Origin of the sequence: Aeribacillus sp. FSL K6-2848, assembly GCF_038004325.1 — a bacterium.
GTDB classification, from domain to species: Bacteria; Bacillota; Bacilli; order Bacillales; family Aeribacillaceae; genus Aeribacillus; species Aeribacillus composti.
In genome coordinates this window covers 461,708-480,460 of the sequence record NZ_JBBOQQ010000001.1, presented here as the reverse complement: position 1 = coordinate 480,460, position 18,753 = coordinate 461,708, and the positions used below count along the sequence as shown (strand labels likewise).

Sequence of the window (18,753 nt, the reverse complement as noted above, 5' to 3'; positions counted from 1 at the left end):
TTAAATATTAACACTATTTTTGAAAAAGTTAGTCTTTCTTGCTTTTTCTCTGTCTAATCACATCTACATAAACAGCCGCTATAATAACAAATCCTATGACTGCCATTTGAAAATCGGCTGAAACATTCAATAAGTTAAGGCCATTTCTCAACACAGCAATAATTAAAGCTCCTATCAGAGTTCCCCAAACTGTTCCAACTCCACCAAAAAAGCTTGCTCCGCCAATAATTACCGCTGCAATAGCATCCAATTCATATGATAAACCTGCTAGCGGGAAGGCAGAATTTACTCTTCCTACCATAACTAATCCTGCCAGCGATGCCATAAAACCACTGATCGTATAAACAATGACAAGAACACGATCAACATTGATTCCGGATAAATGAGCTGCTTCTTTATTTCCTCCAATTGCATAAATATATCTTCCGGTTTTTGTTCTAGTTAAAAATATATGGAAAATGATATACATCACGATAACTAGCAAAAAACTCACAGGAATTGGACCGACAAATTCTCTCCCCAAAAATTGAATTAAATATGGGAAGCCGGCAATAGGTGCAGCTGCTGTTACAATCAACGCTAAACCACGTGCTATGTTCATTGTTCCAAGAGTAGAAATAAACGGATGAGGCAATTTAAGCTTTGTCAGCAATATTCCGTTTAGCCACCCAAAAAAACATCCTACTAATAAGCAAACAAGAATTCCTAAAATGGGATGCATGCCCATATTAACGGAAACAATCCCCATTAACATGATTGAAATAGCTAAAATGGATCCGACCGATAAGTCGATACCTGCAGTCAAAATCGGCAAGAGCATTCCTAAAGCCAACAATGCATTAATGGATGACTGTCTGGCGATATTCATGATGTTATTGATGGTTAAAAACTTATCCGATAGAATCGTGAGAACTGTACATAAAATGATAAGCCCGATCAGAGCGCCAAACTTACTAAGGTAATGCTTGACAGATTTCTTTTCAACATTCGTTTCCGAGCTGTTCACCGCTAACTCTCTCATCAATTACTCCCTCCTGTAGCCGCTTTCATAATCTTCTCTTGCGAAGCTTCATTTATAGGAAAGTCTGCTGTTATTTTTCCTTCAGACATCACCAGTACGCGATCGCACATTCCTAAAATTTCTGGCAAATCAGATGAAATCATTAAAACGATGGCTCCATTTTCAACTAATTGATTCATCAACCGATATACTTCCACTTTAGCGCCAACGTCGATACCACGTGTCGGTTCATCAAATATAAAGACTTTCGCTTTTGTACAAAGCCATTTGGCTATAACGACTTTTTGCTGGTTTCCTCCGCTCAGCTTTCTTGCATTCAGTTCAATATTTCCCGGGCGGATTTTCAATTCTTTTACATAGTCCATGGCTCCCTGCTTGATTTTTTTCAAATCTATTAATTTGCTCTTTTTTCTAAAGTTATCCATATTAGCAAGGACAATGTTCATGTATAACGGTTGATCTAGCAGCAATCCTTCACTTTTTCTATCCTCTGTAATAAAGGCTATTCCGGCAGAGATGGCGTCCCTAGGTGACTTAATGTCGACTAATTTTCCGTCAACATAGATCTTCCCTTTTTCCTTTTTATCTGCACCAAAAATGGCTCTTGCCAGCTCCGTTCTGCCGGCACCAACAAGCCCGGAAATACCGACAATTTCGCCGCGGCGAATACTAAAGCTGACAGGTTCTTTAAATCCGCTAACTTTTAAATCTTCGACTCGAAAGCCTTCTTCCCCTAACGTAAAGGTTTGTTTTGGATATTTTTCTTCAAGAGTTCTACCTACCATTAGTTCAATCCAATGATCCGTGCTCGTTGTCTTTACTGGAAGTGTATCGATTTTAAAGCCGTCTCTTAAAATAGTGATTCGATCGCCAATTCGTTTAATTTCTTCAAGTCTATGAGAAATAAATATGATTGCAATTCCTTTTTCTTTTAATTGTTCAACCGTTTTATATAACTGTTCTACCTCCGACTGGCTCAAACTCGCTGTTGGTTCGTCCATGATAATTAATTTCGCATCTAAAGTAAGAGCTTTCGCAATTTCGACTAGCTGCTGCTGACCTATTCCTAAGTAACCGAGCGGCTGCTCTGCAATAGCTGGATCTTGTCCAAGCATCTGCAAAAATTGCTTCGCGCTTTCTTTCATTTGTTTGTGGTTGATAAATGAAAATTTCCCATTCCCTTTAATTTCCCGGCCTAAAAATATATTTTCATAGACTTTCAGCTCTGGAATCACGTTTAGTTCTTGGTATATCGTTGCTATTCCAAGCTGCATGGCATCCAAAGGTGAGCTGATTTGAACCGGCTGGCCTTCCCAATAAATTTCTCCTTCATCTTTTTGATAGGCTCCCGTCAAAATTTTAATCAACGTTGATTTACCAGCCCCATTTTCACCTAACAGCACATGAACTTCCCCAGGTTTCACTTCAAAATCAATGCCCTTCAAAACATGATTATTTGAAAAGCTTTTTTTAATGCCCTTCATCACCAGTAAGCTTCCTTCAGCACTAGCCAATGTTTTTTCCTCCTTTCTCTGCGTATAGGAACTAATCTATTAAGAGAATCAACAGCTATTCTGAAGACAAAATCATAATATTTTAGATGTTTTCAAGGAAACTTTTTCTTGCTTAAAAAACGATTCTTGTGCCGCAACAGCAATTTCTTGAGCTTTTACTCCATCTTCAACAGTTACTTTAGGTTGATACCCCTCTAGTAAAGCATTGAAAAAGTCTTCCAGCTCAAGATAATAGGCGTCTTTAAATCTGGTCGGAAAATCTTGAACAATATCATGAACTGCGCCAGAACTGGTCAAAACTTGAATGTTATGTTGACGCAAGCCGCCAATAAAAATAGTTCCTTCCGTACCTATTACTTCCGCACGTATATCATAGCCATAATGGGCATTTCTGCTGGATTCAACGTCACCAACGGCTCCCGATTCAAATTCTAAATAACAGAGAGATTGATCCACATCTTGATATTTGGACATAAACGGATATTTTAAAACTTTGCCGTGAGCTGATACTGCTTCAACGTCTGATTCCATTAAATACCTTGCAATGTCAAAATCATGAATGGCCATATCAATAAATATACCGCCGCTATTTTTTATAAATTCTTCAGGAGGCGATGCCGGATCGCGAGAAATTCCCCGAAAATAAATTGGTTTACCGATATCTCCTCTTAAAATTCTTTTTTTGGCTTCAGCGTACGCTGGATCGAACCGTCTCATAAAGCCGACCTGACAAATTGTGTTATGCCACTTCATTATTTCAAAAATTTCTTTCGCTTCGTCTAAATTGCTGACAAGCGGTTTTTCAACAAAAACTGCTTTATTGCTAAAAGCTGCTTCCTTCAACAGTTCAAAATGCGTACTCGTAGGAGAAGCAATGATAACAGCCTCAATCCGATCATTTGAAAAAATATCACTTGGATTTGTAGTGAAGTTAGGAACATCTAATTCTATGGAAACTTTTTTGGCAAGCTCTTCATTTCTATCACAAATGTATACTAGTTCAGCGGATTGGATTTTTGTCTTAACGTTTACAGCATGCCAATATCCAAGACGTCCTAGCCCGATCACTGCACAGCGAATTTTTCTGTTCATTTTCATTACCTTCCTAAAATTTATTTAGACTTGTTACTACGGATTGATTGCGCAAAGATTCATAACCCTTTTCTATATAATGAATAACTTGAATAGAATTTCGGATTCCATAAACTGGTTGTTTTCCGTTGATAATGCAATCATTTACATGCTCCACTTGATTGAAATACTGATTATCTTTATATGTTTCAAACAGTATTATTTCGTTATTGTCATCTTTTACAATTACTTTGCCCTTTTGATCTGATGACACATCAGGCCGAAAAGAGGAATCTACTAAAATGGTTCCGCGCTCTCCTATAATTTCATACCGATTAATAAATGGCAGCTTCATGCTGGCGGTAATTTCGGCTGTTCTTCCAAACTCATCTACAAAAATACAAGTTGATAACATATCCACTTTATGTTCAGGGTCAACTTCCCCCAACATAACAACTTTCTCTGGTTTTATTCCGATGATCTGGCTCATCGCATGAACTCCGTAACACCCGACATCCCACATAGCTCCTCCGCCTAATGCGGGGTTTAAACGAATATCATCCCGGTCTTGCAAACTCCAAGAAAAATGTGATTTTACATGCAATATGCTTCCGATCATCCCCGAAGCCAATAAATCCTTTACACGTGCATGTTGTTTATGGAATTGATACATAAAGGCTTCCATAAAAATTACGTTGTTTTGCTCTACAGCTTCCTGAACCTTCAATAATTCTTTCGTACTAACAGCTGCAGGCTTTTCTACTAAAATATGCTTTCCCTTCTGTGCAGCTTTTATTGCCCATTCGGCGTGCAGGGCATTTGGAAGAGGAATATAAACTACATCTATCGATTCATCTTCTAACAATTGATCGTAATCACTATAAACCTTTGGAATATTGAATCGGGCGACTTTTTCTTTGCTTCTGCTCGCAATCGCTACAACTTCGGAACGAGAGGATTGTCTCAGGGCAGGAAGAAGCTGCTCGTAAGCAATATTAGCTGCACTCATAATTCCCCACTTTACTTTTTCCATTTTGATCACCTTTCACAAAATTTTCTGAACGGCAAAGGTAAAATCATGACCGCCCAGCATCCCATTACAATCAAAGTTACGAATCGATTGTTTCGATTAACGGGTGACATTTTTTTAAAAGAGCGAAACTGTTGTTTGTTTCATCCTCCATGCCCTGCTTAAGAGTTGTTTAATAATTTTTCATTTATATACTTACGAGCAATTAAAGCGTATTCCAATGGATGGGCTATTGACGGATCTTGTTCGGCTTCAACGATAATCCATCCTTTGTATTGATGGTCCAATAGTTTTTGATAAAGTACGGTAAAATCAATGCAGCCGTCCCCTGGTACCGTAAAGATTCCGCTTAAGAAGGAATTCATGAATGATTTTCCTTCTTTTTTGCACTCCTCCATTATCTTTTTTCTTACATCTTTAAAGTGCACGTGTTTTATGCGGTCAATATGCTTGTTTAATAGCTGCTGGCAATCTTCATCGGAAACATAGATGTGGCCTGTGTCATAGAGCAGGTGCACGTAGTTTGCATCAGTGTTTTCCATTAACCGATCAATCTCCGGAAGGGTTTGAACCCCCGTTCCCATATGATGGTGATAAACTAATTTCAAACCGTACTGCACAGCGATTTTTCCCAGTTCGTTCAGGCCTTCGCATAATTGGGTCCACTCGGCATCTGTAAAGTGCGGCTTTTCGGAAAAAACATTTTTATCGGTACCTTGAATGCTGTAAGTCTGCTCAGAAACTACTGCCACATCTGCATGAACTTCATACAAGTATTGACAATGCTGATGGAAAGCCCGTTTAGCTTCTTCTATGCCGTCGCGGATAATAAAACTGCTAAACCACCGTCCTGCTATTTTTAAGTTTCGCAGCTTCAATTCCTTGTTTAACACTTTCGGCTCAGGGAAAAAGCCGCCAACTTCGGTGCCTTCAAAACCTGCGACAACAATGTCGCTTAAAAGGTGCTGCAACGTATTTTCAGCTCCGATTTCCGGTATATCATCATTTCTCCAGCCGATCGGCGAAATTCCCCATAAGATGTCTTGCTCTCCCATTGTTTGTCTCCTTCTTTAATATTGTTTGGCAGTTTTTAAATTTTCTTGTTTTTCTTTAAATGCTTTTTGCACACTTTCCTTTTCAGAGACTTCCGCAACCCCGACATGCCACCAGCTTTCATAGCCATTTGTCATGGTCTTTGGAAGCACTTTCATTTCTATTAAAGTAGATACATTTTGTTTCTTGGCATCTTCTAATGCTGCTTTCAATTCTTCGACTGTATTGGCACGGTAAGTTTTGGCTCCGTAGCCTTCAGCCACTTTTGCATAATCAATGTTCATGATTTGATTGTCATGTGTTCGGAATTCGCAATAATAGCTTCCCATTCCATTGCCCATTTGCAGGTTGCTAATACAGCCAAATCCTGAGTTGTCAAACAGCAAAATATTAATTTTATGATTATATTGAATGGCTGTAACCAATTCAGAATGCAGCATGAGGAAGCTGCCGTCGCCGACCATGGCATAAACTTCTTTGTTAGGCTGCGCAAGCTTGATTCCTAAAGCACCCGACACTTCATATCCCATACACGAATACCCGTATTCCATATGGTATGTGTTAGGTTCTGTTGAATGCCATAAGCGTTGAAGATCTCCAGGCAATGAACCAGCTGAACCGATGATGATACTGTCAGGCGAAACCGCTTCATTAATCGCCAATAATGCAGTGGTCTGCGCCAATTCTGTATTTAACGCATCTGCATATTCATTCAGCACTTCTTGGGAAAACTGATCTTTTATTTCCGGTGTAAAGTTTTCCCTGTCAAACACTATCTTGCTTAAACGGTCGCGCTCTCTCAGCCACTCCTCTTTTAATTCGACAATTTGATCTCCGAATTCGCTTTTATACCCGTCCAACAGCGGGAATAACAGCTCCAAAGTTGTTTTGGCATCTGCGACTACTTGAAAACCATCCATTTTATAAGCCTGCAAACGGCTGACATTAATGTTCAAAAACTTTGCCTGTTCAAAATTGAACGCTGTTTTCGACGAAGTCGTAAAATCTGTATATCTTGTTCCCACTCCAATAATCAAATCCGCTTCTTTAGCCGCTTTATTGGCAGCTAATGTTCCGGTTACTCCGATTCCGCCCAAATTATTTTTAAATGTTGATTCGACTGTCGATTTTCCGGCTTGCGTTTCGACAAGCGGAATATCGTGCTTCTCGGAAAGCTTGATTAAAATATCCCTCGCTTGGGAATATTTTGCACCGCCGCCCACAATGATAAGTGGTTTTTTGCTTGATTTTATTAATTCTGCAGCTCCCTTTAGCTCTCGATCGGTCGGCAATTTGCGGTCAAGATAGTGCACCCGTTTTTCAAAAAATTTCTCATCAAAATCAAACGCTTCCCCTTCGGCATCTTGCGAAATGCAGATGGTCGCAGGACCCGCTTTGGCCGGATCTGTCATCACTTCAAAAGCTCTGATTAAACTTGACATCAACTGTTCAGGGCGTGTGATCCGATCCCAATATCTTGATACGGGCTTGAGCGCATCATTGGTTGTCACCGCCGTACTATATTCATGTTCCACTTGCTGCAAAACAGGATCAGGCTGGCGGGTTGCAAAGGTATCTGCAGGGAGCAGAAGGACGGGAATATTATTGGAAAGAGCTGTACCCGCTGCCGCGACCAAGTTGGCCGACCCCGGTCCAACCGACGTGGTGACGGCAAATATTTTTTGCCGAAGCATTTGTTTGCTGTAAGCAATGGCTGCATGCGCCATTCCTTGTTCATTTTTCCCTTGAATCACTTTTAAATGGCCGGGATCTTGCTCAAGCGCCTGACCAATTCCTAAAACATTGCCATGTCCGAACACATTGAAGATTCCTTCCACAAAAGGAAATTCTTTACCGTCAACGTGAATGTATTGTTGGTTCAAAAATTTGATTAAAGCTTGAGCTGTTGTCAACCGGATAGTTCCCATCTTTTTCACCCCTGATCGTATTCAATTATGATCTTTCGGCAATGAGTTGTTCGATTTCTTCTGCTTTCGGCATTGCATCAGAAGAGCTGTGTCTGCTGACGACAATAGCTGCTGAGGCGCTCCCGTATTTTAAAGCCGTCTCAATGTCCTTGCCTGTAATTAGCGCATACAAGAAGGCTGAAGCGTATGCATCCCCTGCACCGAACGTTTTTAATACTTTTGTCCGATAAGCATTCGCTTGAAATGTTTCACCTGATTTCGCATACGCATAAGAGCCTTCAACGCCATGCTTAATGATAATCAGGTCGGGCGAATGCTGAAACAAATAGCGAACGGTCTCCTCGTTTTTCCCGTCTTTTGTTCCTTCCATGATATCGTATTCGTCGCGGGTGCCGATCACAACGTCTGCCTTTTCCGCCACCAATGAATAATAAACAGAAGTTTCATCAGTAGATATCCAAGTGTACGGGCGATAATCCAATTCAAATATGACTTTCACATCATGTTTTTTCGCCAGAGAGATCGCTTTCAAAACAGCTTCTCTCGAAGGGCTTTTAGATAGCGCCGTACCGGAAACAAGCAAAATTTTGGATCTTTTGATATATTCCTCATCTACCTCGGACGGTTTCAAATAGAGGTCTGCTACATTTTCACGATACATTAAGATGCTGCAGTCTTCCGGACTTTTAATTTCTGTAAAAGCCAATCCGGTTTTATGCCCCTCCTGATCAACGACCATATGGGATGTGTCAACCCCAACATTGCGCATATACTGCTCAATAAAACGGCCATGCTGATCGTCTGAAATTTTTCCGATGAATCCAGCCTTCAGCCCTAATTTTGAACAGCCAATGGCAATATTAGCCGGAGAGCCTCCAACATATTTTGTAAAAGTCATCGTTTCTTCCATCGGACGGTTGTATTCCACAGCGTTTAAATCAATGCATGCACGGCCAATTGCAATGATGTCAAATTCTCTGTCGGTATTGAAATCATATCTCATCTTTGATAAACAGCTCCTTGTATTTTTTAACGTTTCAATATCCATTCATGATCAGGGTCATTGTAAAATTTCCAAATCCGTTTCGGGCCTGCCATAACATTTAAATAATAAGAGGTATAACCGTCTGGTACGCCGACCGGATGATATCCTTTCGGCACGATGACAACATCACCGTTTTCAACTGTCATCGTTTCATCTAGTGAACGATCGTCCGTATAAACTCGCTGAAAAACGAATCCTTGAGGCGGATCCATTTCATGATAATAGGTCTCTTCCAATAGCGACTCATTTGGTAAGTTATCACGGTCATGCTTATGCGGAGGATAGCTTGACCAATTGCCGCTTTCCGTAAACACTTCCACCACTAAAAGACTATTCGCACTTGGATCTGAATCAGGCAAAATATTGTGGACAAAACGTTTATTGTTAAGTATCCCCCTATGCTCGATTCCTACATTTTCTGCTTTAATCCATTTCGTAGGCAGCTGACGTTCAGACGGGGAATAGCATAAGGCAACGCGCGCTTTTGTTACTCCTTCAACCTCAAAATGGCGCTGATTGGAAACATATACGCTGTCCGTCGGGATCTTTTCAAAAACACTTTCCCGCGTGCCTAAATTTTTGAAATTTTCATCACCGACTGAAACATTAATTTTTCCCGTTAAGGCGACGATGCAGCATTCTTGGTTTCCTAATAATTCCGAATATTTTGCGTTCGGATCTAAATCAATGACTTTAAATCCCACATATTCCAAAGGAGAGTTTTCTGATGTTACTTCATGAACAACTATTACTCCCTTTTCGATTTCTTTATTGTTCGGTTTTCGCAGCAAATGACTCATATATACCTCCCTCACATGGCGGCGGTTTTCTTTTTCTTAAAGGAAAGAAAACCGAAAAAACAATTGTTTTCTTAAAGCTTTTGACAAAGCCGTCGCGCTCTCTTTTCCGATTCATTTTCAGGCTCATGAAGCTGAATAATGAGCCTGAAGGATGAATCTTCTATCACATTACCAATCTATTATTCAAAACTTGGCGTTTTATAGCGCGCTGTTACAACCTTTTTGCGCGTATAAAAATCAACGCTGTCTTTTCCGTTGGCGTGCAATGTTCCAAAGAACGAAGACTTCCATCCGGAGAACGGGAAGAACGCCATTGGAGCCGGCACTCCTAAGTTAACGCCTAGCATACCTGCATCAATATTTTCGCGGAAATAGCGAATGGCTTGAGCGTTCGTTGTAAAAATACATGCGCCGTTGGCAAACTCAGATCTATTTGCAATTTCGATCGCTTCTTTTAAATGTTTCACCCGAATGATCGATAAGACAGGTGCAAAAATTTCGTCCTTCCAAATGGTCATATCGGTTGTAACATTGTCAAAAATCGTAGGTCCGATAAAAAACCCGTCGTCAGTTGCGCGATTGCGTCCGTCACATACCAAGGTTGCGCCTTCTTCAACACCCTTTTCAATATAACGGATCGTGCGTTTTTTATTTTCTTCTCGGATGACCGGTCCTAGCAAGACACCGTCATCAAGGCCGTTGCCCATTTTAATATTTTCTGTTTCTTCTTTTAACTTGGCGATAAATTGATCAGCAATTTCTTCCTCCACCGTCACAACTGAACATGCCATGCATCGTTCTCCTGCTGATCCGAATGCTGAAGAAATAATGTTGGTAACAGCATCATCCAAGTTGGCATCCTTTAACACAATCGTATGGTTTTTCGCTCCAGTCAACGCCTGAACACGTTTTAAATTTTCACTAGCCCGTTTATAAACGTATTCGCCAACCGGCTTGGAGCCAACGAACGAAATCGCTTTGATATCCGGATGATCCAAAATTCCATTGACAACATCATGCGCTCCATTTACCACATTTAATACACCTTTTGGAAGACCCGCTTCTGTAAACAAGTTGACTAATTTTTCGATTAAGAGCGGTGTTCTTTCAGATGGTTTTAATATAAAAGTATTGCCAAGCGCTATTGCCATTGGGAACATCCAGCAAGGCACCATCATCGGGAAGTTAAACGGAGTAATCCCGCCGACCACGCCGATCGGATAGCGGTAATTGGTCGCCTCAATATCAGTCGCAATCGTTGATAAGGAATCCCCCATCATTAAAGTAGGCGCTCCTGCCGCAAACTCTACATTTTCTATTCCGCGCTGAACTTCTCCTAATGCTTCAGAATAACTTTTTCCATTTTCAATCGTAATGATCCGCGCTAATTCTTCCCTATGCTTTATTAACAGCTGCTGAAAATTAAATAGAATTCTTGCACGGCGAGGAACAGGGACGTTTTTCCATTCCTCAAAAGCTTTTTTGGCAACTTCTACAGCTTCATCCACTTCCTCTTTTGTAGAAAGCGGAACTTGGCCAATTACTTCTTTTGTAGCAGGATTGTAAACATCTTCATATTTTGTTGCTTTACTTTCAACCCATTCGCCATTAATGTAATTTTTTAATTTTAATGCGTTAGACATTTTCTGTCCCCCTTAATTCATCAACACTAGTTGATCATAAATAGTTGGTATGTTTTTTAAAAAATTGATGATATTATTGTTATATATTAGTTATATTTTGGTTATATCTCGATTTTTATGATAATATTAAAAGCGTTTTCAGTCAACAAAAATTTAAAAATATTTCTGCGACTAATCGGCTAAATCTTCATTATTATTGAACTTATAGGGTAATATAGATATAATTAACGTTGATGGTTAAGTTTTGGTTAACTTTATAATTTGTTTCAAATATTAGCCAGTGAAAACTAAAGAAAGCAAGAGGGATCCACATGTTAAAATCTAAACGAATAGAACAAATAGAAAAATATGTTTTTGAACATCAAACCGTTTCGTTGGACGAACTTGTTAAGGAATTCAATGTGTCAAAAAACACCATCCGGCGCGATGTTCAACAATTAGTTGAACGGGGAACGATCAAAAAGGTGTACGGAGGAGTTGCTGTTAATCATACAACATTAGAATCATTTACGGTCAGACAAACCCGCAATCAAAAGCAGAAAAAAGCCGTTGCCAAAGCAGCCGCAAAATATGTTGAGGACGGCGATATTATTTATATTGATTCGGGAACAACAACATTGGAAATGGTGGAATATTTGCAAACAAAACAGGTTACGATCATCACAAACAACTTGGACTTTATTATAAATTCGTACCCTTATCCAAACTTAAACGTTCTGACAACAGGTGGAGTATTTGAACGTAAAACGAAATCGTTCGTCAGTCTCAAAAATATGGATATATTACAAAGCTACAATATTAATAAAGCTTTCATGGCATCAACCGGCATCTCCATTTCAAATGGCGTAACGAACTCTTCCCCGCTTGAAAGCGAAATAAAACAAACAATTGTAAAAAGAAGTGAACAAGTTTATTTATTGGTAGATCATGATAAATTTGATAAATACGCTTTAATGACTTATTGCCGTCTTGATGAGGTTGATTATATTATTACGGACACTGCTCCGAGCGAGCAATACCAGGAATTTGCCAAAAAACACAATATCCAGCTTGTCATTGCTGATAATGAAAATTAAACATAAAACATCGTTGACAAGCGGCTAGCAGCTTTTTCTTTTGTCAAATTGTTTTTGAGGTGACTGAATCCTTGTTCTCATCATGACTTCCTCAAGCTTGTTCACCTTTTAACGATGGAGACATATTTTAATAGATTTTCGAAATCGTTCCTGCTGTTCTATGGAACAGGAAGTAATTGATTCATTCAGTAGATAAGTGTAAATGTTTTTATTTTAACGGACACAACAGAGTGAAAGCCATTCGATTATTCTATTTTCAAGCTGCTGGTCGAACCAATTGGCAAAAAGGATTTAAACCTGCGGTTACAATTGGACAATTTGCAAACAGAGAAGCCCTCCCTTCAACACCGCTTAATCAAAAATCAACTTAGTTATGCAAAAACCCCCGCCTTTTTTTCGTTTTGGGAACTGTTGCAAAGTATGTATAAAGATTTTTAAGGCAAATCATGAAAACCTCCTTCGGCAAACATAAAACCCTTGGACAAATCCTTTTACTGGATTGCCCAAGGGTTTAAGAATATTTGCGAAACGAATTCATGAGTTGAGGAGCTACACCACATGTCGCTCACAGCCGCATATTTGCTTAGCATAGTTCTTCCTGAAACATTCTTCCGGTGATTATACCCCAACAGCTTACGAAGCAATGTTTCCAACCACCTTTTCCTTATCTAAGAGATGGTTTCAAACAAAAAAAGAGAATTGCCATAAGATTTCTATAATCAGGAACTGTATCATACGACTGGAATTTTCAGTAAATTCTCAAAACAAAACCTATCAAAGGAAAAATACCTCCTTTAAAGGCTCTGCCTTAGGAAAGGCTGGGACTATAAGATGCGAATGGGTAATTATAAGGGTAATGATGGTAATGATGGATATAATTTGGATTTTGGCGGGTCGATCTAGTTTGATCATTTTCATATTTCTTACGTTTACAGTTTTTATGTGGGCCGATAAATGTGTTCGGTTGAATAGGAGCTATAGTTTTCTTCCATTCCTGTTCATTCAGGCAATAAGTATGCGCCATGATATTTGACGGAGTAAGCTTTAAGATATCTGAACCTAAAATCACCTCAGGAGTCGGGGCATCAAATATTGCCAGAAGGTGTGTATTATCCTTGGTTGCTACTTCGTAATGCCACCATGCTTGCGGGATATTTACCACCTGCCCCGGCTTAATTGGATAGTTATGAATTTGTTTTGTAAATGGGTTCAACATCGAGACAGTGGCAGCACCGGAAATACAATAGACCAGCTCAGCTGCATTTTGATGATAGTGAGGTTCTATAACATTATTTTTGCTTAAAAAAATATCCAATAAAGATATGTTTTCTAATGTGTTTAACTGTTTAATTCCCAAGATATTTATAAAGTTGTGTTTATCCTTTGTGAACGATCTACTCTTGTTGACATCGAAGGTGAATTGCGTTTTAGGTGATGTGTAATCCAAATATGCAACCATGTGCACTCATCCTTTGTGTTTAAATATTTCACCATAATCTATGCAGACACGTATTAGTAGTGCAAGTACCTAAATAAAAAAGCCAAAGATCTCCCTGTACCTAAAATATGGGCGATAAAAAATTAGGGATAATCTTTTCCAGAAAGGGTAATATGCCGAAACTTCCTTGAGCTTCCTCGCAGCCAAAGGCAATTTTCCCCTTGACCGATTCGCTATATATGCAGGATGGAATTTTGTCATGAAGACGTACACATTAATCGGAGCGAAATAGTTGAACTTTTATCGTTGCAAAAACATCAGGCAGCTCAATATCAACGTCATCTCTATTTTGTGATTTGGCCAGTTATTTTTCAGTCAAAATCATTTTTGAAAACAATAATGACTTTGTTTTAATTCGAAAATAGTTGCACAACTGACCAATGTAAGACTATATTTTTGGGATAAGCAAATCACATACTGCCTAAGCCTTCCTTGGTCAATGGTTATAAATTCAGCATTCTGTTTGAAAGAAGAGTACTTCCTAATTGTAAAAAATAAAATGTTAAACAATAACTAATTTACCAATATTCCAAACCATACTAACTTGATACTTGGTTTATTCATAATATTCATTTATATACCCCTCGTAAGTAGATGATTTATTAAAAAAAATGAGAGTATAAAAAGAAACAGAAATTCAAAGCCCAAAAAAAGGAATTTTAACATTTTATTGTTTATCTTTCCTCCTAATTGCCAAGCAAGAATAAACATAGATAAAATTAAGGGGAATAAACTTAAATATAGATTTTTAGTTAGTACTATAACGATCAATGCTAAGAAAAAAAGGGCAGTTGATAGAAAATTTGCAAATTTTGCACTCATGACATGACCTCCAATATTATAATGGGGTTATATACCATTCTATTATTGCTGCCAATGTAAGGAAAATTAATATTATACTGGTTAATAGGGCTATTTCAAATAACGTCTGTTTTATTAGCTGTTTTGTACTTAAAGAAGTACGGAAAAATTCAATAATAATTGATACGCCTTTTAATCCAATGATTCCACTTATTAATATCGCAGGTATCTCAAATATTCCATGCGGGATTAGCTTTACAAAAATACTTGAAATAGACAATCCAAGCTCCAATTGCTGCTGAATAGAGGAACCGACTATTAACCCATTGGTTATCAAAAATATAACAGTAGGAATACCTAGAGAAAGTAATCCCGAAGCAATAACTAGTGATGCCTTTATATTATTAAAAAGTAAGTTTTCTACATCAGAAGCCTGTATATAGTTTAAGTCTCCTCTTACTGCATCTATTCTAAACAAATACCCCCCTGCCATCCCCCCAAAAAATAAAAGTAAAGAAATGACAAACAATATTTTGTTATTAGATACAAGCTTACGAACAACATCTTTTATACCCCTTCCCTGAAAATTCATTTGCTCATCATTTCTCCAGAATTTTTACCTAAGTAAACTGATGTAATACGCTTTTCTATTGAATCGAGACTTAATTTATTGGTTGAAAATTCCTCGACAATTTTACCTTTATGTAAAATCCCTATTTTATCGCATAGAGAATGTGCCAATTCAAGTAAATGTGTCGTTAGAATAACTGTTTTATCTGCTTTTACAAACTTTTTTATATACTGTCTTATAATATGTGAATTGATTAAATCGATTCCTGTCAAAGGTTCATCTAATAATAATATATCTGGATCGTTCAATAATGCTGATGCAATAGATACCTTTTGTTTCATTCCGTGGCTATATGTCTTAATCAATTCATCTTTTGCTGATGTTAAATTGAAGAGGTCAATTAAATAAGAAACTTTATCTTTTCGCAACTCTTTCGGAACATCTAAAATAGATGCAAAGAACAGAAGATATTCTTCCCCGCTTAAATATTCATATAAAGAAGCGGAATCAGGAACAAAACTTATTTTTTTATTGCTTTTATTACCAACAGGATTCATATTATCAATGTATATTTCACCATTATCTGGTTTGGATAAACCTGCAAGGATACGTAGAAAGGTAGTTTTCCCAACACCATTCGTACCAACAATCCCATAGATACAACCCGTATCCACTTGGAAATTAAGGTTATCTAAAACGATATTTTCATCATATCTTTTTGATAAATTTTTCACCTTAATCATTTTTTAAGAAAACCTCCCTGACTGAAATTTGTTTAGTATACGCAGCAACGATGGCATAAGCGCAAAAGAAAAAAGCAACGAGAATTAATATAAGAATACATGCAACCATAGTGTTTAATTTTAATCCGAAAAATTGATCTGCGATCAGTAATCCTCCTATGAAAACCGTGTATAGATAAGTTAGACCATTATTTAAAATGCTTTCTATAAAATTAGCTTTATGGGATTCACCAATTTCATAGGGATGCTCCCAATTTATCCGTGGGTATAACGCTGTTGAGAATATTTGAAATAAACCACTCAGTCCACCATAGGTGAGCATAATAGTGATTGATAAAGCATACAGGAAAATATTTACATTTATAAAAACAGAAGATAATAAGACGACGAAAAAAGTGACTAGAAATGTAAAAATAAAATATATATACCATTTTTCTTTGACAATATCCCACATTGTATATTTGGTATAAACAAGCAAGTGTATATTCTTGGCCTCTGTATCAATCGCTAATATCATTTTTAGTGATTCGCCAACAATTTGAAATATGGCAAAAGCAAATACTGTTATAATGGATAAAAAAAACAACGGTGATGTTGAATCAATAAAATGTTGTACGACTGGCAAGGCGATTCCGATAAATACTAGCAAGCCTAATATAGTTTTTCCTATATGCCCAATAAACCATGAACTAACACGCTTAATATGAAGTATGTCTTTTACAAAAAAATATTTATTCGTATTTATGAACTTATCTTTATCAGATATAGAGTTTTTACGGGTACGAATTTGGTAATAAGGTATTAAATCTAAATGATTTAATGTTTTGATCCATATCAAAGTGAATACACCAGCTATGGATAGCATGAAAAGAAAAACGATGAAAAGTATATGAAATTCCAGATTATATATGTCCTTAGGCAGACCGAGTTCCATTAAAAAAGACTGATATTTTATCACAATATTTGCTAATTTAATTCCAAATTTTTGTGAATTGAATAACAGTGAAGCGATCGTGAAGGGTAATAAAAAAAATAAGAGCGCAACGACTATAAATAGAAAAAAGCGATTTAATAAACGCAGTGATTGTATATAAAAAAAATGGGCAAACAAAAAGCGGAAGTATGAAAAAAACATAGTCATTATTAAACTTAATAGACTAAATAGCGGAAAATAGTAAATCAAAAATTTCAGCTCAAAACTTGGGTAATTTATATGTATCCCTAAAACTACAGGCATTAACAAAACGAACCACATTATCACTGTATTTTTCAATGAGTCACCATAAATAGAAGCAATGACTTGCAACACTCTATAACTTTTTAATTGAGACAACATTTTTGTCGTGTCATAATAAAAAACAGAAGATTTTTTATTAAAGAAACTTAATGAGTTGAAGAAAGCAAGAAATATTACAAAGCTCAAAAAGGCATTTAACCATGTATTTGCATCTAGATCCTTGATGATATAACCAGTTAAAAATACTGTGAAAAAAAACAAAGCACTCATAATAAAAATCACAATGAGTGTAATCCATCTATATATCTTTCTAAGATCAATTTTATCCAGCTGCCAGTCTGCTAAAAATTTTCGCAGAGCAGATTTTCTGTTATATTTTATTATATTGATCATTTTATCTATAAAAGAAAAGACAGAATTACTAGTAAACATTATTGAATTGGCACCTCCTGACTAGGTAAACAGAAAAAAGAAGTGGCATGTTAATTTTAGTATTAGCTGCGAATACAAGTTTTGCCGGATTTCCGCAGCTTGTGCTTGTACTCTTTCAGCTTTAATTACAAAGCAATAGCAAAGTCTCTTCCTGAATTTTGAATAACGGCTTTAATTGCAGTAATACCTCCAATTGCGCCGCTAAGTCCAGCTACTGCCGCAACAATCGACCAAAGAGTTGAACCTCCAGAAACCAAATCAATAATAAGCCCTGCTGTAGCCTGTTTAATTCCGAGTTTAGTAGCTAATCATGCGAAAGATGAATTTACAGTTCCTATTTCAGTAGTAACTTGAGCTGCCATTAAACCTAATGCAAAAGTTAAAAGACTAGCAAAAAATCCTTTTTTTCAGGTCTACACATTGCTTCATTGATACTATCTCCTAAATTAGCAATTTTATACAAATACCTTCAATCCCCTAGATTACCATATATAGGGTTGATTGTAAATTAAATTCCATATAACACTTGTAAAATAGGAACTACTAACTATTATCATGCTTTCATCCTGGTACACAATTTTATTAATAGTTAACCGTGTCCGATTGTTCCATATAAGCCAAATTTTTTTTCATATAAGTCCCCATTTCTCAAAGCCTTGTTGTTATAAGACCTTCAATTAACGCTGCCAAGAGAAGAAAAAATACATAGAGCACAAACAGTATAGACATATCTTTAAAATCTCTTTTTTTGGAAAAAGGGCTTTTTTAATATAATGCACTTAAAAGTCACTACTGCAGGCTTTAGTGCGAATGCCCCAACAAGTATAATTGCTAGGATTTCAAAAACACCATGAAAAATTGTATATTTAAATACAAACCAAAAAGAGAATGGGGGTGTTTAATAAGTCGTTTTTACGGCTTATTGACGCCCCCATTAATGCTTTAGAAACGTTGATATATCGGTGTTTATGATTTTTTGTTTTCTATGGCGATTTGACTTTCAAAGACAGCCCCTACTAGTACTTAATAAATATCCTTGTAAAAGGATATACCAAAAAGAAACGAAACCAAATGAAAACACACCAATACATGCTGGCAATAAAATCATGAAATTATGAAAAAATATAGACTGCCACGTAAGCTCCTCATCATCGAGGTTTTCTGAAACTATTACTACAGCCTCCTGTTCCGTGTCTGTTGCTTCTCTTCATCAGTTAACTGCAAATAAATCATTGGTCCACAAAAACTTATTAAAACAATTAAAAGTGAAATAAAAAAACATCTCGATTT

At 37.2% G+C, this 18,753-nt stretch carries 14 protein-coding genes and 1 pseudogene; 1 reads left to right on the top strand and 14 read right to left on the bottom strand.

The genetic code is table 11. The features are described from left to right. Positions 1 to 28: 28 nt before the first annotated feature. From NSS70_RS02445 to iolA, 9 genes are all read right to left on the bottom strand, one after another. Positions 29 to 1,021 (bottom strand): ABC transporter permease, encoded by a 993-nt coding sequence (locus NSS70_RS02445; RefSeq protein ID WP_063387628.1) that lies wholly within the window; start codon positions 1,019 to 1,021, stop codon positions 29 to 31. Beyond that, positions 1,021 to 2,505 carry a sugar ABC transporter ATP-binding protein gene (locus tag NSS70_RS02440; protein WP_063387651.1) on the bottom strand — a complete coding sequence of 495 codons (1,485 nt, stop codon included), beginning with the start codon at positions 2,503 to 2,505 and terminating at the stop codon, positions 1,021 to 1,023. The genes NSS70_RS02445 and NSS70_RS02440 overlap by 1 nt, the downstream gene beginning before the upstream one ends. 102 nt (positions 2,506 to 2,607) lie before the next feature. Beyond that, positions 2,608 to 3,627, bottom strand: coding sequence for an inositol 2-dehydrogenase (gene iolG / locus NSS70_RS02435; RefSeq protein WP_340880875.1), 1,020 nt, complete (start codon positions 3,625 to 3,627; stop codon positions 2,608 to 2,610). A 13-nt stretch (positions 3,628 to 3,640) separates the two neighbouring features. After that, a complete protein-coding gene (locus NSS70_RS02430) occupies positions 3,641 to 4,639 on the bottom strand; it encodes a Gfo/Idh/MocA family protein (RefSeq protein WP_117017313.1) in 999 nt (332 codons plus the stop codon). A gap of 158 nt (positions 4,640 to 4,797) precedes the next feature. Beyond that, complete coding sequence (gene iolE / locus NSS70_RS02425) at positions 4,798 to 5,691, bottom strand: myo-inosose-2 dehydratase (protein WP_063387631.1); 894 nt, start codon at positions 5,689 to 5,691, stop codon at positions 4,798 to 4,800. A gap of 15 nt (positions 5,692 to 5,706) precedes the next feature. Then, positions 5,707 to 7,617 (bottom strand): 3D-(3,5/4)-trihydroxycyclohexane-1,2-dione acylhydrolase (decyclizing), encoded by a 1,911-nt coding sequence (gene iolD / locus NSS70_RS02420; protein ID WP_144598228.1) that lies wholly within the window; start codon positions 7,615 to 7,617, stop codon positions 5,707 to 5,709. A 25-nt stretch (positions 7,618 to 7,642) separates the two neighbouring features. After that, positions 7,643 to 8,620 (bottom strand): 5-dehydro-2-deoxygluconokinase, encoded by a 978-nt coding sequence (gene iolC / locus NSS70_RS02415; RefSeq protein WP_063387633.1) that lies wholly within the window; start codon positions 8,618 to 8,620, stop codon positions 7,643 to 7,645. Positions 8,621 to 8,646: 26 nt separating this feature from the next. Beyond that, positions 8,647 to 9,462: a 5-deoxy-glucuronate isomerase gene (iolB, locus tag NSS70_RS02410; RefSeq protein ID WP_144598227.1), complete on the bottom strand. Its 816-nt coding sequence runs from the start codon at positions 9,460 to 9,462 to the stop codon at positions 8,647 to 8,649. Between the two features lie 179 nt (positions 9,463 to 9,641). Further along, positions 9,642 to 11,105, bottom strand: coding sequence for a methylmalonate-semialdehyde dehydrogenase (iolA, locus tag NSS70_RS02405; RefSeq protein WP_063387635.1), 1,464 nt, complete (start codon positions 11,103 to 11,105; stop codon positions 9,642 to 9,644). Positions 11,106 to 11,416: 311 nt separating this feature from the next. Here iolA and NSS70_RS02400 point away from each other — a divergent pair, with 311 nt between their 5' ends. Beyond that, positions 11,417 to 12,181 (top strand): DeoR/GlpR family DNA-binding transcription regulator, encoded by a 765-nt coding sequence (locus tag NSS70_RS02400; RefSeq protein ID WP_063387636.1) that lies wholly within the window; start codon positions 11,417 to 11,419, stop codon positions 12,179 to 12,181. An 808-nt stretch (positions 12,182 to 12,989) separates the two neighbouring features. Here NSS70_RS02400 and NSS70_RS02395 read toward each other — a convergent pair. The 5 genes and pseudogenes from NSS70_RS02395 to NSS70_RS20740 form a co-directional block, all read right to left on the bottom strand. Then, positions 12,990 to 13,640, bottom strand: coding sequence for a cupin domain-containing protein (locus NSS70_RS02395; protein ID WP_063387638.1), 651 nt, complete (start codon positions 13,638 to 13,640; stop codon positions 12,990 to 12,992). Positions 13,641 to 14,517: 877 nt separating this feature from the next. Further along, on the bottom strand, positions 14,518 to 15,072 hold the full coding sequence (locus tag NSS70_RS02390) for a stage II sporulation protein M (protein ID WP_327847886.1): 555 nt from the start codon (positions 15,070 to 15,072) through the stop codon (positions 14,518 to 14,520). Further along, a complete protein-coding gene (locus NSS70_RS02385; protein ID WP_117017319.1) occupies positions 15,069 to 15,794 on the bottom strand; it encodes an ABC transporter ATP-binding protein in 726 nt (241 codons plus the stop codon). Before NSS70_RS02385 ends, NSS70_RS02390 begins: the two co-directional genes overlap by 4 nt. Beyond that, positions 15,787 to 17,463 (bottom strand): hypothetical protein, encoded by a 1,677-nt coding sequence (locus tag NSS70_RS02380; protein WP_130158053.1) that lies wholly within the window; start codon positions 17,461 to 17,463, stop codon positions 15,787 to 15,789. The genes NSS70_RS02385 and NSS70_RS02380 overlap by 8 nt, the downstream gene beginning before the upstream one ends. Before the next feature lie 125 nt (positions 17,464 to 17,588). Further along, positions 17,589 to 17,759: pseudogene (locus NSS70_RS20740) on the bottom strand (uberolysin/carnocyclin family circular bacteriocin); the annotation flags it as partial. Positions 17,760 to 18,753: the final 994 nt, after the last annotated feature.

Excerpts from the sequence above, each read along its gene's own strand:
- NSS70_RS02445 (WP_063387628.1), bottom strand. The coding sequence starts at position 1,021 with ATGAGAGAGTTAGCGGTGAACAGCTCGGAAACGAATGTTGAAAAGAAA.
- NSS70_RS02440 (WP_063387651.1), bottom strand. The coding sequence starts at position 2,505 with ATGAAGGGCATTAAAAAAAGCTTTTCAAATAATCATGTTTTGAAGGGC.
- iolG (WP_340880875.1), bottom strand. The coding sequence starts at position 3,627 with ATGAACAGAAAAATTCGCTGTGCAGTGATCGGGCTAGGACGTCTTGGA.
- NSS70_RS02430 (WP_117017313.1), bottom strand. The coding sequence starts at position 4,639 with ATGGAAAAAGTAAAGTGGGGAATTATGAGTGCAGCTAATATTGCTTAC.
- iolE (WP_063387631.1), bottom strand. The coding sequence starts at position 5,691 with ATGGGAGAGCAAGACATCTTATGGGGAATTTCGCCGATCGGCTGGAGA.
- iolD (WP_144598228.1), bottom strand. The coding sequence starts at position 7,617 with ATGGGAACTATCCGGTTGACAACAGCTCAAGCTTTAATCAAATTTTTG.
- iolC (WP_063387633.1), bottom strand. The coding sequence starts at position 8,620 with ATGAGATATGATTTCAATACCGACAGAGAATTTGACATCATTGCAATT.
- iolB (WP_144598227.1), bottom strand. The coding sequence starts at position 9,462 with ATGAGTCATTTGCTGCGAAAACCGAACAATAAAGAAATCGAAAAGGGA.
- iolA (WP_063387635.1), bottom strand. The coding sequence starts at position 11,105 with ATGTCTAACGCATTAAAATTAAAAAATTACATTAATGGCGAATGGGTT.
- NSS70_RS02400 (WP_063387636.1), top strand. The coding sequence starts at position 11,417 with ATGTTAAAATCTAAACGAATAGAACAAATAGAAAAATATGTTTTTGAA.
- NSS70_RS02395 (WP_063387638.1), bottom strand. The coding sequence starts at position 13,640 with ATGGTTGCATATTTGGATTACACATCACCTAAAACGCAATTCACCTTC.
- NSS70_RS02390 (WP_327847886.1), bottom strand. The coding sequence starts at position 15,072 with ATGAATTTTCAGGGAAGGGGTATAAAAGATGTTGTTCGTAAGCTTGTA.
- NSS70_RS02385 (WP_117017319.1), bottom strand. The coding sequence starts at position 15,794 with ATGATTAAGGTGAAAAATTTATCAAAAAGATATGATGAAAATATCGTT.
- NSS70_RS02380 (WP_130158053.1), bottom strand. The coding sequence starts at position 17,463 with ATGTTTACTAGTAATTCTGTCTTTTCTTTTATAGATAAAATGATCAAT.